This is a genomic window from Pseudomonas sp. S30 (assembly GCF_016518545.1).
Lineage (GTDB): Bacteria > Pseudomonadota > Gammaproteobacteria > Pseudomonadales > Pseudomonadaceae > Aquipseudomonas.
In genome coordinates this window covers 19,329-33,885 of record NZ_JACVTO010000023.1, presented here as the reverse complement: position 1 = coordinate 33,885, position 14,557 = coordinate 19,329, and the positions used below count along the sequence as shown (strand labels likewise).

Below are 14,557 nucleotides of genomic sequence, written 5' to 3'. Positions count from 1 at the left end.
GCCTGGCCAATGGACGCGATGACCCTGTTCAAGGAAGGCATGCTGCTGGTGGTGCTGCTCTCGGCGCCGCCGTTGATCGTGGCGGTGCTGGTAGGCGTGCTGACGTCGCTGGTGCAGGCGCTCATGCAGATCCAGGACCAGACCCTGCCGTTCGGCATCAAGCTGGTCGCCGTGGGCCTGACCCTGTTGGTGACCGGACGCTGGGTGGGCGGCGAGCTGATGGGCTTGCTGCGCCGAGCGTTCGAAATGATGGCCAACACCTGATGACGACCTCGGCCTTCCTGCCCTTTTTCGACCTGCTGCTGTCGGTGGCGCTGGCCATGGCGCGCATCTATCCGGTCGCCTACCTGGTACCGGTGTTCTGCTTCCAGCATCTGCGCGGTCTGCCACGCCACGCCGTGGTATTCGCCCTGGCCATGCTGCCGGCGCCCGGAATCCGGCAGGCGCTGCTCGATGCGCAGGTGCACTGGCTGTCACTGGCCGGGCTGATGCTCAAGGAACTGGTTCTGGGCCTGTTGCTCGGGGTGTTGCTGGCCATGCCGTTCTGGCTGTTCGAGTCGGTGGGTGCCCTGCTGGACAACCAGCGCGGCGCGTTGATCGGCGGCCAGCTGAATCCGGCCCTGGGGACCGACACCACGCCCCTGGGCCACCTGTTTAAGGAAAGCCTCATCCTGCTGCTGGTGGCCACCCTGGGCCTGGGCAGTCTGACCCAGGTGATCTGGGACAGCTACCTGGTGTGGTCGCCCACCACCTGGCTGCCGCTGCCGGGTGCGCAGGGGTTCGCCGTGTTCCTCGACCTGCTCGGCGACATGTTCATGCACATGCTGCTCTACGCTGCGCCATTCATCGGGCTGCTGTTGCTGGTGGAGTTCAGCCTGGCCCTGCTGAGCCTGTACAGCCCGCAATTGCAGGTGTTCATCCTCGCCATGCCGGCCAAGAGCCTGATCGGCCTGGGCTTTCTGCTGTTCTACCTGCCCACCCTGTGGGAGGCGATGACGGGCCGGCTGATGGGCTATGCCGATATCCGCCACCTGCTCGACCTGCTGTTGCAGGCACCCTGAACGAGGGATGATCGATGAGTGAAGACAGTGGTGAAAAGACCAGGAGCGCGACGCCGAAGAAGATCCGCGATGCCCGCAACAAGGGTCAGGTCGGCCAGAGCCAGGACCTGAGCAGCCTGCTGGTACTGGCGGTGATCACCGAGGTGGCGCTGACGCTGGCCGACGACAGCCTGCAGACGCTCCAGGATCTGGTGACGTTCCCGCTGCATCGCCTGGCGCTGGACTTCACCCGCGCGCTCGAGGAAACCCTGGCCCGTGCCGGCAGCGTGCTGCTCAGTTTCACCCTGATGACCGTAGGCCTGGCCATCGCCACGCGGCTGGTCGCCGGCTGGATACAATTCGGCTTCCTGTTCTCGCCCGAGGCCCTGCGTCCAGATCCGAACCGGCTCAATCCGTTGAACCAGGCCCAGCAGATGTTCTCCGGGCAGGCGCTGATCAATCTGTTCATGGGCCTGGTCAAGGCCGGGTTCATCGCGGCGGTGCTGTACCTGGTCACGTTGCCGGCGCTCGGGGCGCTGGTCAGTCTGGTCGCCAGCGACCTGCAGACCTACTGGCGCGGATTGGCCAGCCTGTTCCGGCACATCATGCACATCTGCCTGGCGGTGCTGCTGGTGCTGGCGGTCATCGACTTCGGCCTGCAGAAATATTTCTTCGCCAAGCGCCTGCGCATGAGCGAGGAAGAGGTGCGCAAGGAATTCAAGGAGATGGAGGGCGATCCACACGTCAAGATGCACCGCCGCAGCCTGGCCCGACAGTTGGCCGGAGAGAACGCGGCCAAGCCCGAAACGCCTGTGGAGGAGGCCGACATGCTGGTGGTCAACCCCACCCACTTCGCCGTGGCGCTGCGCTACCGGCCCGAGGAAACGGCGCTGCCGCAGCTGATCGTCAAAGGCGTCGACGATCAGGCCCGGGCGTTGATCGAGCGCGCCAAGGCGGCACGCATTCCGGTCATTCAGTGCATCTGGCTGGCCCGCACGATCTACCGCGAAGACGTCGGCGCGTTCATTCCCCGCGAAACGCTGCAGGCCGTGGCGCACCTCTACCGGGTGTTGCGCGAGCTGGACGATGAAGCCAAGGGCGAGGTGATCGAGATCCCCGAACTCAACCGGCGCTGAGCGGCGATGGAACCGATGCGTGCGCAGTCGCCACCCAGTGATCGAGCCGTAATCGCCCGGGTGCCGTAGGCCTGGGGACTCGGCCTACCCTCGCGTTGCGAGCCATCCACTGGAGAATCGCTCATGCCCCCAGATCCGAGTCTTGTCGGACGCACCGGCGCGCTGCACGGGGTCGACAGCCCGCTGTCGTCCCACGCGCCCTCGTTCCACCAGCAGCCGCTCGAACCCCAGCAGCGCCGCGCCAGCCAGAGCCTGCAGGGCCTGGGACGGTCGTCCTCGGCGCCCCCGGCCTTGCAGCAGCGCGGCCGGCCCCGTACGCGATCACCTGGTCGTGCCCATCCACCCGCTTCGCCGGCCACCGACCTGCCGCCGTCAGCCCACGCCCAGCCCCCGGCGGCGCCCAACGCCGAGCACACGCTGCTCAATGACATGGAGGCCCGTCAGCGGCAGTTGATGACCCAGCAGTTCGAGTTGCAGATGGGCGTGGAGGAGCGTCAGGCGACGATGCTGCAGGTCAAGACCGCTGCCGACATGACCAAGCTGATGAACGACACGGTCAGCGAGGTTACCAAGGGCTTTCTGGAAAGCGCTCGCAAGGTCATGCAGGAGGGCGGCGAGGCCATGAAGCTGCGCTGAAACAGGCGTTGTCGAGCCCTGCCCGGCAACGCCTGGCGGGCAGGGCTCAGCTCAGGCGGGTACGGTTCAGCGGCAGGCTCGTCGGTCGCGCATCGCCCGCCCTGGCCAGTTCGAGCAGCCGCGGGCGCAGCGCATCGACCTGGCGAACGAAGCCCACCACCCAGTGGCAGAACGCGGTTTCGTCCAGGGCCGACAACGGACACTGCGCGCACAGGCGCACACAGGCCTGGTCGTCCAGCGCCAGCCAGCTGCCGCCCAGCAGGTCCAGGCGGAAGTTGAGCTCCAGCAAGCGCTTGTGCAGACCAGGCGCATGGGCCGTCAGCTCGATGGCGCAGTGCACGATGGCCATGTCGCTGTGGTCGGGCAGCTCGATCACCACCGCTTCGCGGGCCTGTGCGTCATAGAGCGCGCAGACGCCCTGCTGCAGCTGCAGGTCGGCCCGCAGGTGATCTGCCAGGGCCGATATCAGCCGGTGGGCGAGGGGGGCAGCAGTCATGGGTGGGCCTCAGTAGGTAGCCGGACGGTCATCGAGGTCTTCCAGGCCCAGCAGCGACAGTTGCCGGGCCTGGATCTGGTTGAGCTGTTCGGGGGTCAGGGGAGGTTCGGGCAGTGCCTGCCACACCACCAGTGCGCGTTGCGGGTCGAGAAACACCGACAACGGCGCGTACTCCAGCGGGTGGGCGAAGCGCCGCTCCAGGGCTTGCTGGATCTGGTTGGCGCGCAATACCTGGCTCTGTACCTGCAAGGCCAGGCCCAGGCTGTGGGCCTCGCGCCGAAGGCCGAACTCGATGCCGGGGGCGATTTCCCAGTAGGTGGCAACGCCGGCGATGATGTACTTCTGAAAGGCCTGGCGGGTGTCCGCGCGGTGCACCGAAAAAGACATGACGGCTCAGTCCTCCAGGGTCACGACGCTGTGGTCCAACGGTCGCTCGGGCGAGCCGAGCCCGCCGCGCATGGCCGGCGACCACCACACCACCATTCGCCCGGAATCGGGCTCGGCGCGTTCGCAGGCCTCGGCCTGGCAGCCCGAGCGACTGGCGCAGCCGGTGGCCAGCGACAGGCTCAGGGACAGGGTCAACAGCAGCGGTACACGGCTCATGGGGCGGTCCTCGCAGTGGTGTGCAACAGGGAAGGGCGTTCGTTGCCCGGCAAGCGGGTCGGCGGGTTCATCACCACGAACACTTCGGTTTCATCACCAGGCTCCAGCCACACCTTGGGCCAGGCCGAGGCCGCGAGGGTCCAGCGACTGCCGCAGCTCGCTTCATCCAGGCGCAACCGGCGCGAGCCTTCGTTGCGCACCACGCCTACGGCGATGCCGTAGTCCGGGCCGGCGAACCATTGGGCGCGCGAGGCGTCCAGCGAAAGCCCGGGTTGCAGGGCGCACAGCGTTTCGGCGACGTAGGGGATCGAGTCGGCCTGTTTGAACGAAGCCGGGATGGTGCCGTCCGCCAGATGGGCGAGTACCTCGCCGACCTCCAGGCGCCCGACCGGGCGCTTGCCGTTGCGCCGCTCCTGGACGCGCGCCATGGCGCTGTCCACCTGGGTACGGTCTTGCGGCGAAATGTAGCGGGCTGGGTCGACCTGGTCGCCGATCAGCCTTGGGGTGAGGATGAACACCCGCTCGCGGCGGCTGGTCTGGCGAGTGGTCGATGAGAACAGCAGCGGCCCGAGCAGGGGAATACGCCCGAGCCATGGAACCCGCTCCAGGTTGTCGCCGGTTTCCTCGGTGTGAAAACCGCCCACCACGAGCGAGCGGCTTTCGCCCATCACCGCCTGGGTGCTGACCACGCCCCGCCGCACGCTGGGAGTCTGCTGGCCGACGGCAGACGGTTCGATGCGACCGTCTTCGATGTCCAGGGCCATCTGGATCTGCTTGTGGCCACCGGTTTCGATGGCATGCGGCACCACTTGCAGGCTGGTGCCGGCGGTGATCGGTTCGATGTTGGCCACGCGTTCGCCGATGGCCGACAGGTACTCGGTACGGCTGAAGTCGATGACGGCAGGCTGGTTCTCCAGGGTCAGGACCGAGGGATTGGCCACCACCGTGGCCAGGCCGCGCCCTTCGAGGGCGCGCAGTTGTGCGGAAAAATCGCCGTAGTCCTGGATGAACACCGTGGAGCTGGCACCGGGGCGCAGCAACGACGCTCCGCCGATCAGGTCGCCGCTCTCCACGTTCCAGCTGGATGCCAGTTCGGCCAGTTGGCTGCGGTCGATGTCCAGGATGATCGCGTCGATCTCCACCAGCTTGCGCGGAACGTCCACGTCGCGAATCAGCGGGGTGTAGATTTCCCGGCGCTTGGGTGCGTCGTAGATCAGCACGGCGTTGTTGCGCACGTCGGCCTCGACGCGGATCCTGCCCCGGCTGCCACCCCCGCTCTGGCCGGGCTGTACGCGGCTGGTGTTGGGCCGACCCATGCCGCTGAGGGCCAGCTGTTCGATGTTGCCCATGGCCATCGACTGATGGCCCTGGATGTTCTGCAAGGCCGCCTGGGGCAAGGCCGGTGGCGCTGCGCTGGTGTTCGGGGCACGGTTTTCCAGCAGCCCCCTGAGCAGGGTCGCGACCCCGGGAATGACCAGGGTCTCGCCACGGTACTTGATCGTGCGGTCGGCCGCACTGGCATAGCGCAGCGCGAAGCTGATCACCTCCTGTTTTTCCTCAGGTGTCTTGCGCACCTTGGCGAACTGCGTCACCAGGCGCACGTAGCGTTCGGGGCCTGTGATCAGCACTACCCCTTCATCGGGCAGCTCGCCCCAGCCGAAGCGCGTGTCCAGCAAGCCGATGTCGGTCAGTGCCTGCTTCATGTCCGGCACAGCGTCGGCAGACACCTCCAGCCGTTTCGAGCGCTGGTTCTGCAAGGGGCTGACGTACAGGCTGCTGCCGTAGACGAACCACTGGAAGCGGTTTTCCAGGCCCAGGCGGTCGAGGAACTCCTGGGGGCTTTGCGCCCGCAGACGCCCTTGTACCGTGCCCTTGACCGTGCCATCGAGCACCAGTTGCACACCGAAGGTGTTGGCGAAGTCATCGAGTACCTTCGGCAGCGGCGTGTCCTGGGCATCGTAGGCGTAGGGGGTGTTCTTCCAGTCGTTCGGCACAGCGGCCTGCGCCGGGGCGGCCAGGCCGAGCGCGGCGGCCAATCCCCAGGCGATGAGCAGCGCAGCCAGCCAGCGCTGCGCGGTGGGTCGGCGAGGGTGAGCGCTGGCCTCGCCCATGGAGGGGTACGGCGTGATCCACTGCTTAGGCATGACGCAGTCCTGTTCCGAGAAAGTGAGTGTGAGCGGGCCGTTGCGCCACGCAGACCGCTGGCCCCCTGGAATGCTTGGGTAGCATCGATTGCCAGGTGTCGCGTTGATTGAGCAAGGCTTCGAGCATCTCGATCAGCTCGTCGGCATGGGCATCGGGCAAGGCCGTTGCCAACAGCCATAACCGCGAGTCGTCGGCTGCGCGCGCCAATGCGCCGGGAAACCGCGAGAGGCTCGGATGGGCCAGGCGCAGCAAGGCCTGCACAGAGACCTCGTCGCCCCCGCAGCCCGGCAACTCGACCGACAGCAGCAGCGTTCCTTCGCGCTTGCTCAAGGTGACATCGCCGTCGTCGATCACCAGGTCCAGGGGACTGAGCGATTCACTTTCGGCACTCCAGCGCATGAGCTGTGCGCGCAGCTCATGGCATTGCATCGATGATCGCCTTGGCCAGGTTGTGGTGAGCGGTGGTTTGCTGGGTCGCTGCGGTGACCGCCACCGACATGCCGTTCATGCTGGTGAGAAAGGTGTGCATGTCGTCCAGCGACTGGCTCTGCGCTGCGTTCAGCGCCGAGGTGTTGACGTTGTCGGTAGCACGCTGGAAGTAGGTGTCGAGGCGTCGCTGCAGGGCATCGATTGAAGACATGGGCGGTGGCTCCGGGCTGGGTCGAGTTCACCGAGTGAGTGGCGCCTGGGGGCGCGGCGGTTCCGTCGGTGCTGCACGATGACCTGCCGGCAGGCGCGAGCGGCACCTGCCTGCGACGCCGGGAATCAGGCCTGAGGCTCGGGCACGCGCAGCGCGTGCACGGCACTGGGCCAGTCCAGCTGGTAGAGGCCGCCGGGGGTGTGCAACCTCACCTGATGACGGGCAAGGCCTGCATCTACCTGCGGTGTCCAGGGCGCCGAGGCCTGTTCGCCCAGGCTGCGGACCACGGCCGGCAAATCATCGGGGTGACAGTGCAGGGTCGCGGCGGAGGGGACGCGCTGGCCCTCGGCCAACTGGCGCACCAGCGCGGCGACGCGCGCCGGCTCTGGCACCTCGTCCAGAAGCCTGTGCAATGCCTCGTTGACCAGGCGCGTCGCGCTGGTTTCGATCTGCTCCCACATGGCCTGACGTTGCGTTTCCCAGGCCTGGAGCAGGGTGCCTGCCTGTGCCCAGAAGTGCGCCTGGGCCTCGAGCACCCTGGCTTCGGCCGTGTCGCTGGCTTGTTCGAGCAGGCGCGCGGCCTGCTCCCTGGCGCGGTCGATGACCTGCTGCGCTCGACCACAATCGGCCAGGGTCTCGCGGGCGATGCGCGGTTGCAACAGCCCCTGTCCTTCGGGACGCAGCTCAAGCGAGCGTCGTGCAAGCATCGTTCACCTCCGTCGAAAGACACTCGGGAGCCGTGTGGGCCAGGCTACGCCCCGCTTTCCAGCAGGCTGAGCGCCAAAGTGTGTCGAGCCTGTTCGCTGCCGCCTGGGGCGCCGGACTGCGCTCGACGGCTTCGATCCTGGTCCGAGCGAAGCTCAGGCGCACCCGCTGCCAGGTTGGCGCGTCGAGCCAGGCGCGCAGCAGCGCGAGCGAGTCTTGCCGAGGTTCGAGCCACTGCCCGGGGCGCAGGGCCTTGGCGGTGCGCTCGCACCAGCTGCGCTCCTCGGCCGACAGGCCGCAGGATTCGCTCAGCGGCGAGCAGGTGATGGCCACCAGTTCGCAGGCCAGGGCCAGGGTGCCCGGGACGCAAAGCAGGGCCAGCAGCGTCGGCTCGGGCCGGCAGGGCTGGCACGGCGCCACGCCCAGGCGCCTGGCCAGGACCGCGTGTCGAGCCTGAGCCAGAGCGTTCAGGTGAGGCGCGCTCAGTCGCTGGAGGTCGGTCGGCAACCAGTCGGTGCCCGCCCTAGACGCCGCGTAGTGCCACCAGTGAATCCATTGCAGCTCTTCGTTCATGCGGCAGAACTCTTGTCGTCGGCGGCGCCGGCCGGGGTCTTGACGGCGAACAGCGCGGCACCTGTGGTGTTCGAGCCGGGCCCTGTGCCGCGAACCGCCCGTGGCCAGGTCAGCACGCCCTTGCGCCACAGTCGATAAATCCCGTAGCCCAGGCCCAGCAGCAGGCTCAGCACCAGGACGCTGGCCACCAGAATGACGGTTCGCCAGTAGGCGAGCTCATCGGCCTGCATCAGGAACGGTCCGAAATGCGCCAGTTGGCGTCGCTCCTGGTAGGGGGCGGTGGGCACGAATACCACCGACAACTTGCTCGAATTGGAGGGCGCATCGGCCATGCCGGGAATCCCGCTGGCGATCATGCTGCGCACCCGTGGCGTGATGCTGTCGGGGTCGAGCGCGCTGGTGTGCTTGATGAACACCGAGGCCGACGCCGGTTGTACCGGTTCACCGGGCGCCACCCGTTCCGGCAGCACCACATGAACCCGGGCCAGCACCACGCCGTCGATCTGCGACAAGGTCGACTCCAGCTCCTGGGACAGGGCATACAAGTAACGGGCGCGCTCTTCCAGAGGGGTGGAAATGACCCCTTCCTTGCGGAAGATATCCCCCAGGCTCGAGCGCGAGCGGCGCGGCAGGCCAGCGGCTTCGAGCACGTGCACGGCGCTGTTGAGGTCGGCGCGCGCCACCAGCACGCTCAGGCCATCCTTGTCGACCTGTTTGCTCGCCTGGATGTTCTCGTCCGCCAGCGCCGCGATGACTTCGTTGGCCGCCTGCTCGGACAGGCGACTGTGCAGTGCCGAGCGTTCCTCGCAGGCGGTGAGCAGCAGGCACAGCAACAGCGTCGAGCAGGTGCGAATGAACATGGCCGGCTTTTCCTCACTGCAGATTGGTGAGTTTCTCGATCGCCTGGGAACCCTTGCTGACCAGCTTGGCGGTCATCAGGCTTTCCAGGTGAAAGGACGACAGCGAGCGGTTGGAGCGCAGCATGTCCTGGGGGTCGGCGGTGCGGATGGCCCTGAGCATGTCGCGGTTGGCGCGCTCATCCAGACGCTGCAGCTCGCCTGAGCGGCTGGACAGAGAATCGATGATGCGTGCCGCCACGTTGTTCTCGCCCTCAGGCGCCGCCGGCTTTTCGCGCAGCTGTGCGTTGAACCAGCTGACGTCGTTGGTCTCGGCACTGGGCTGCGGCCTGGCGCTGGCCTTGCTGGCGCCGGCAGCCTGTTGGCCGGCTTCGATGACATGCAGTTCCATTCGGGTCTCTCCAATCTATGGGGCAAGCGGTTGATCTGGCGTCGTCAGGCGCACATCAGGCGCAGCACATTGCGGGCACTGCCGGTGAGGCTCAGGTGAAACTCGACGTCCTCGCCGACGCGTCGGCCTCTGCGTCGGGCGAGCGGGGCCTGTCCCGCCAGGCGGGCCAGGGCCAGGTCCAGTCGCTCCAGGGCCAGCTGGAACAGGTGGGTCTGGCGGGCGCACAGCGGGGTACCGTCGGCGACACGTTCGGTCCAGCTCGGTGCCGAGTCATGTCGCTGGGCCGGTGGGGGATAGCGCTGCGGGTGGCGATCCATGAAACGAGCGACTTCGAACATCAGGTCGTGATCGTGCGCTGCGTAATGCGCCAGGCCTGCCTGGTCGTCCACCTCCAGCAGCCTGCGCAACGTGCGTCGTCCCAGCAGGGCGATGAGCTTGAGCAGCAAGCGCAGACGGGCGCGGCGCCGGTCGCCGGTGACCGCGCTTTCCCAGGCACCGAACAGCGCGCCGCAGAACGGGTTGCTGGCGCTGTCGAAATCGCTCTGACTGCCGATGTGGTTGTCGCCCAGGGGCGGTCGACGCTGGGCGAACAGGTGCGCCAGGTCGCCCAGCAGGTCTTCATCGTCATAGGCGTCGTCGATGTCGACCTCCAGGTTCTGACCGGTCCCGCCGTTGATCTCCTCGAGCATGTCGGTCAGCACCAGGTGCAGCGGGTTTTGCCCACCCCCGGTTACCTCCTGCTGCGCCGCATGGCCACCTGGCGAGGGTCGTAGGCCTGGCCCGTCGTGGTCAGCGCTCGCGTGCATCAGGGCCTCCTTCAAACGATGGCCCCCGGCGTGGTGAGTCAAATGCTGGCCGAGGGCATCAGCCAGGTCACGGGCGGTCGAGGCCTCGCGGGGCATGGCGGGGCCCTGGACGGCCGCGCTGGCGGGAGAGGCGTTGTTCAGACGATCGGTATGCATGGGCCTGATCTCGTCGCGCTGGAAGACACCCCGCCGCGGCGGGGCTTGCAGCGGGTTGTCAGAACCTGATGTTCTTGGAAGCCTCCCCCATGGCCGTGATGGCCTTGGTGGCACTGTCCATCGACTCTGCCGAGATGGCATTCATGGTGTCGGCGACCAGTTTCTTCTGGTCGAACTCCGATTTCATGGTGGTCATCGCGGCCGAGGTCGCATCCATCTGCTGCATGGCCGCCATGGAGGCGGCAAGAGAAGCTCCACCAAAACTCATAGTTGGTATCTCCGGATTATGAAAAGGCGAGGCGCTTGCGCGGTTCTCGAAAGCTGGGTGGCGGCGAGGACCCGAACGGTTCCACGCAGGGCACTCAATTCATCGAGATTTCCAGGCACTTCATCCGGTAGTAGAGGGTGCGTCGGGCGATGCCCAGCTCGGCGATGACGGTGTCGATGTGGCGCTGATGGCGGCGCATGCAGTCTTCGATCAGCACCTTTTCGAACTGCTGCAGTTGCTCTTTCAGATTCAGCGTGGTGGTGCTGGTGCAACGCTCCGACGGTTCAGCGCGCGGCAGCGCCGGCAGGCCCAGGACGTAGCGCTTGGCAGCCGATTGCAGCTCACGGATATTGCCGGGCCAGGCGTAGCTGGTGAGCTGGCGCAGCAGCGAGGGCGGTGGCGAGATGAACGGCCGATCCAGGGTCACCGCCTCGCGCTGCACCAGCGACTGGAACAGCGGCACGATGCGCTCGCGGCGGCTGCGCAGCGGCGGCAACTTGAGGCTGACGATGTTGAGGCGGAAGTAGAGGTCGCGACGGAATTCTCCTCGCTCGACCATCTCCGCCAGTGGGCACTGTGCCGAGGCGATCACCCGCATGTTCACCGGAATGTTGTGGGTCGAGCCCAGCCGCTGGACCGTTCTGGATTCCAGCACCCGCAGCAGCTTGGCCTGCAACGCCAGCGGCATGCTGTCGACCTCGTCCAGGTACAGCGTTCCGTTGTGCGCCGCCTCGATGAACCCGGCGCGGCTCTGGCTGACACCGGTGAACGCCCCGGTGTTGGCGCCGAACAGTTGGCTCTCGGCCAGGCTCTCGGGAATGGCCGCGCAGTTGATGGCGACGAACTTGCCCGTGCGACCGGACATGCGGTGGATTTTCTCCGCCAGCGTGTCCTTGCCAGTGCCTGTTTCGCCACGCAACAGCACATCGACCATCAATGGCGCCACGCTCTTGGCGAACGCCTCAAGGTTGAGAACATCCTCTTCATGGGTAGTGGAAAGTGCAGCGCAAAGCATCGTTTGCATTACTGACGACTCCATTCTTGTTTTTCTAGGAGGTCGGCACATTGACTGATCGAAGGCGCGCAGACTCACCCCGCACCGCGACACGACCGACTGGCTACCGACCTACCGTGTGCTTCGGGGGGTTAGAAACCCGATTGAAAAAAAGTTCATGTTGGTGCGACGGACGTTCATCGTTTCAGCTGAACGGCTGTTGTCGTGCGGTGTCCACCATCGCTTCGCAGGACACGCTGACCGGGCCACGGTCGCATGTCCATGGCAGGGCCCGGCGTAGAGCCTGCGCGTGTCTCGGGGCAGGCGCTGCAGGGCTGTGAGGTGGCGGTCACCCCCTGCTCGAGGCGCGTGATCTTGATCACTGGAGCCTGGCTGGGACGCACTGGCCTTTCGCGATTCGCTATGATTGCGCGCTTATCCGGGAGACCCTATGAGTTCGTTGCCGATCGATGCCGCCTTGCCCGCTCTTCTACAAGCCCTGCGGCAACGCGATGAAGTGGTGCTCCAGGCGCCGCCTGGCGCCGGCAAGACCACCCGCGTACCCCTGGCCTTGCTGGACCAGCCCTGGCTCGGCGAGCAGAAGATCCTGATGCTCGAGCCCCGCCGCCTGGCTGCTCGCGCGGCAGCCGAGCGCCTGGCCAGCGAGCTGGGCGAGCAGGTCGGTGAGACCGTCGGCTACCGTATTCGCCTGGACAGCAAGGTAGGCCCGCGCACCCGCATAGAGGTGGTCACCGAAGGCATCCTGGCGCGACGGCTCCAGGACGATCCTGCCCTGGAGGGCGTGGGCGTGGTGATCTTCGATGAACACCACCTGCGCACCCTCGACTCCGACCTGGCATTGGCGTTGTGCCTGAGCGCTCGCGAGCTGCTGCGCGACGAGCCGCCACTGAAGCTGTTGCTGATGTCCGCCACGCTGGACGGTGCCCGCCTTTCGACGCTGCTCGCCGAGGCGCCGCTGGTCACCAGCGAGGGGCGCATGTATCCGGTCGCCACGGTATGGGGCAGTCCGTCGCAGCCGGGCGAGCGCATCGAGACGCGCGTCGTCGACACCTGCCTGGTCGCACTCCACGAGCAACCCGGAAGCCTCCTGGTGTTCCTGCCCGGCCAGGCTGAAATCCGTCGGGTGGCCGAGGCGCTCGGCGAGTCGTTGAACGGTCGCGCCGATGTGCTCCTCTGCCCGCTGTATGGTGACCTGGACCTCAGCGCACAGCGCGCGGCGATCGATCCGGCCCCCGTGGGCGTGCGCAAGATCGTGCTGGCGACCAACATCGCCGAGACCAGCCTGACCATCGAAGGCGTCAGGGTGGTGGTGGACAGCGGCCTGGAGCGCGTACCGAGGTTCGATCCGCGCAGCGGCATGACCCGCCTGGACACCCAGCGCATTTCCCAGGCCAGCGCCACGCAACGGGCGGGTAGGGCAGGGCGGCTGGAGCCTGGCGTCTGCTATCGCCTGTGGTCCCACGCGCAGCACGAGCACCTGGCCAGCTACGGCACGCCCGAGATCCTGCAGGCGGATCTGGCGCCCCTGGCATTGCAATTGGCCCGCTGGGGCATGAAACCCGAGGAGATGAGCTGGCTCGACACGCCCCCCGCCGCCCCCTATGCCCAGGCCCAGGACCTGCTCAAGCGCCTGGGCGCGCTTGATGAGGGCGGGCAGTTGACCGCGCATGGGACGGCCATGAGTGAGTTGCCGGCCCATCCGCGCATCGCCCACCTGTTGATCGAAGGTCACGCCATGGGGCTGGATGAGCTGGCGTGCAACGTGGCGGCGCTGCTGGGAGAAAAGGACATTCTGCGCGGCGCCGGTGCCGATCTGCATACGCGCTTGAGCGCACTCTGCGGCGAACGTCACTCGCGCGCAGGCGGTGGCGCTTTCCAGCGCGTGAAACAGTCGGCGCGGCAGTACCGTGGCCTGTTGCGCGGCAACGCCGCCAGGCCCGTGGACGAGCCTGATCATCCACGCTGGGTGGGCTGCTTGCTGGCGTTCGCCTATCCCGACCGCATCGGCCTCCAGCGGCGTGCAAGTACCTCGGAGTATCGCCTGGCCAACGGCCGCGCGGCGGTGTTCGCCGAGCCCGATGCCCTGAGCAAGCACGCGTGGCTGGTCGTGGCCGACCTGGGCAGCCGGCAGGGCCAGCGCGAAGAGCGGATCTACCTGGCGAGCGACCTCGATCCGGCCCTGTTCGAGGGCGAACTGGCGAGCCTGGTGAGGACAGTCGATGAGATCGACTGGGACGAAAGGGAAGGCGTGCTCAAGGCCGAGCGGCAGTCGAAGGTGGGTCAGTTGGTGCTGTCCAGCACGCCGCTGCCGAATCTCGACGAGCACGCGCGTTCGCTCGCCCTGGTCAAGCTGGTGAGGCGCAAGGGCCTCGAACTGCTGCCCTGGACCCCTGAGCTGCGACAGTGGCAGGCGCGGGTCGAGTTGCTGCGTCAGCTGGACATTCAGGATGGTCAAACCAGCGGCCAGTGGCCTGACCTGACCGACGCACGGCTGCTGGCCACGCTCGAAGACTGGCTCGCGCCGTACCTGGGCAAGGTCTCCAGGCTCAGCCATTTCAGCCAGCTGGACCTGTCCTCGATCGTCAGGAGTCTGCTGCCGTGGCCGCTCCCACAGTCGTTGGAAGCCCAGGCGCCCCAGACTCTCCAGGTGCCCTCCGGCTCCAACGTGCGCATCGATTATTCGCAGCATCCGCCGATTCTCGCGGTGCGCCTGCAGGAGCTGTTCGGCCTGGCCGAAACGCCGCGTATCGCCCAGGGCCGGCTGGCGCTGGTGCTGCATCTGCTGTCTCCGGCCCGCAGGCCCGTGCAGGTGACCCAAGATCTGGCGAACTTCTGGCGCAGTACCTACGCCGAGGTGAAGAAGGACCTCAAGGGGCGCTATCCGAAGCACTACTGGCCAGAAGATCCGCTCGTGGCCGAAGCGACTGCGAGGGCCAAGCCCAGGAAAACCTGAAGGCCCCAGGTTAGTAAGTCGATTACGGCCTGCGGTGGCTACTGAGCTTCGAGGCGCCCTGGCAGACCCTGCCTTCTCACACCCCAGGCACACCTTGAGCAAACACGGCTAGGCACGCCGACCCCAACACGGTCGAT

At 66.8% G+C, this 14,557-nt stretch carries 18 protein-coding genes; 5 read left to right on the top strand and 13 right to left on the bottom strand.

Annotated features, from left to right (window positions below; genetic code table 11):
- The first annotated feature begins 9 nt into the window (after positions 1–9).
- From sctS to IAE34_RS21010, 4 genes are all read left to right on the top strand, one after another.
- Positions 10–264, top strand: a complete 255-nt coding sequence (gene sctS, locus IAE34_RS21025; RefSeq protein WP_042731017.1) for a type III secretion system export apparatus subunit SctS — start codon at positions 10–12, stop codon at positions 262–264.
- Positions 264–1,061, top strand: a complete 798-nt coding sequence (sctT, locus tag IAE34_RS21020) for a type III secretion system export apparatus subunit SctT (RefSeq protein ID WP_200140876.1) — start codon at positions 264–266, stop codon at positions 1,059–1,061. The genes sctS and sctT overlap by 1 nt, the downstream gene beginning before the upstream one ends.
- 14 nt (positions 1,062–1,075) lie before the next feature.
- Entirely contained in the window at positions 1,076–2,176 is a 1,101-nt protein-coding gene (gene sctU, locus IAE34_RS21015) for a type III secretion system export apparatus subunit SctU (protein ID WP_200140875.1), read from the top strand.
- 123 nt (positions 2,177–2,299) lie between these two features.
- A complete protein-coding gene (locus IAE34_RS21010; protein WP_200140874.1) occupies positions 2,300–2,812 on the top strand; it encodes a type III effector in 513 nt (170 codons plus the stop codon).
- 46 nt (positions 2,813–2,858) lie between these two features.
- On the opposite strand, the gene IAE34_RS21005 is transcribed toward IAE34_RS21010, so the two are convergent.
- The 13 genes from IAE34_RS21005 to IAE34_RS20945 all read right to left on the bottom strand — a co-directional run bounded on the left by IAE34_RS21005 (position 2,859) and on the right by IAE34_RS20945 (position 11,476).
- Positions 2,859–3,308 (bottom strand): type III secretion system chaperone, encoded by a 450-nt coding sequence (locus IAE34_RS21005; protein WP_200140873.1) that lies wholly within the window; start codon positions 3,306–3,308, stop codon positions 2,859–2,861.
- A 9-nt stretch (positions 3,309–3,317) separates the two neighbouring features.
- Positions 3,318–3,695 carry a transcriptional regulator gene (locus IAE34_RS21000; protein WP_200140872.1) on the bottom strand — a complete coding sequence of 126 codons (378 nt, stop codon included), beginning with the start codon at positions 3,693–3,695 and terminating at the stop codon, positions 3,318–3,320.
- Between the two features lie 6 nt (positions 3,696–3,701).
- Positions 3,702–3,911 (bottom strand): HrpT family type III secretion system protein, encoded by a 210-nt coding sequence (gene hrpT / locus IAE34_RS20995; RefSeq protein WP_200140871.1) that lies wholly within the window; start codon positions 3,909–3,911, stop codon positions 3,702–3,704.
- Positions 3,908–6,055, bottom strand: a complete 2,148-nt coding sequence (gene sctC, locus IAE34_RS20990) for a type III secretion system outer membrane ring subunit SctC (protein ID WP_200140870.1) — start codon at positions 6,053–6,055, stop codon at positions 3,908–3,910. Before sctC ends, hrpT begins: the two co-directional genes overlap by 4 nt.
- Positions 6,048–6,485: a type III secretion system chaperone gene (locus tag IAE34_RS20985; protein ID WP_200140869.1), complete on the bottom strand. Its 438-nt coding sequence runs from the start codon at positions 6,483–6,485 to the stop codon at positions 6,048–6,050. The genes sctC and IAE34_RS20985 overlap by 8 nt, the downstream gene beginning before the upstream one ends.
- Positions 6,472–6,696, bottom strand: coding sequence for a serine kinase (locus tag IAE34_RS20980; protein WP_200140868.1), 225 nt, complete (start codon positions 6,694–6,696; stop codon positions 6,472–6,474). Before IAE34_RS20980 ends, IAE34_RS20985 begins: the two co-directional genes overlap by 14 nt.
- 125 nt (positions 6,697–6,821) lie before the next feature.
- Positions 6,822–7,403, bottom strand: a complete 582-nt coding sequence (gene sctL, locus IAE34_RS20975) for a type III secretion system stator protein SctL (protein ID WP_200140867.1) — start codon at positions 7,401–7,403, stop codon at positions 6,822–6,824.
- Positions 7,381–7,974, bottom strand: a complete 594-nt coding sequence (locus IAE34_RS20970) for a hypothetical protein (RefSeq protein WP_200140866.1) — start codon at positions 7,972–7,974, stop codon at positions 7,381–7,383. Before IAE34_RS20970 ends, sctL begins: the two co-directional genes overlap by 23 nt.
- A complete protein-coding gene (gene sctJ / locus IAE34_RS20965) occupies positions 7,971–8,834 on the bottom strand; it encodes a type III secretion system inner membrane ring lipoprotein SctJ (RefSeq protein ID WP_200140865.1) in 864 nt (287 codons plus the stop codon). The genes IAE34_RS20970 and sctJ overlap by 4 nt, the downstream gene beginning before the upstream one ends.
- A 13-nt stretch (positions 8,835–8,847) precedes the next feature.
- On the bottom strand, positions 8,848–9,222 hold the full coding sequence (gene sctI, locus IAE34_RS20960) for a type III secretion system inner rod subunit SctI (RefSeq protein ID WP_200140864.1): 375 nt from the start codon (positions 9,220–9,222) through the stop codon (positions 8,848–8,850).
- A gap of 44 nt (positions 9,223–9,266) precedes the next feature.
- Positions 9,267–10,184 carry a type III secretion protein gene (locus IAE34_RS20955; protein ID WP_233631279.1) on the bottom strand — a complete coding sequence of 306 codons (918 nt, stop codon included), beginning with the start codon at positions 10,182–10,184 and terminating at the stop codon, positions 9,267–9,269.
- A 58-nt stretch (positions 10,185–10,242) separates the two neighbouring features.
- On the bottom strand, positions 10,243–10,452 hold the full coding sequence (locus IAE34_RS20950) for an ATP-dependent helicase HrpA (protein ID WP_200140863.1): 210 nt from the start codon (positions 10,450–10,452) through the stop codon (positions 10,243–10,245).
- A 94-nt stretch (positions 10,453–10,546) separates the two neighbouring features.
- Positions 10,547–11,476, bottom strand: a complete 930-nt coding sequence (locus IAE34_RS20945) for a sigma 54-interacting transcriptional regulator (RefSeq protein ID WP_200140862.1) — start codon at positions 11,474–11,476, stop codon at positions 10,547–10,549.
- Positions 11,477–11,897: 421 nt separating this feature from the next.
- On the opposite strand from IAE34_RS20945, the gene hrpB reads away from it, so the two are divergent.
- A complete protein-coding gene (gene hrpB, locus IAE34_RS20940; protein WP_200140861.1) occupies positions 11,898–14,420 on the top strand; it encodes an ATP-dependent helicase HrpB in 2,523 nt (840 codons plus the stop codon).
- Positions 14,421–14,557: the final 137 nt, after the last annotated feature.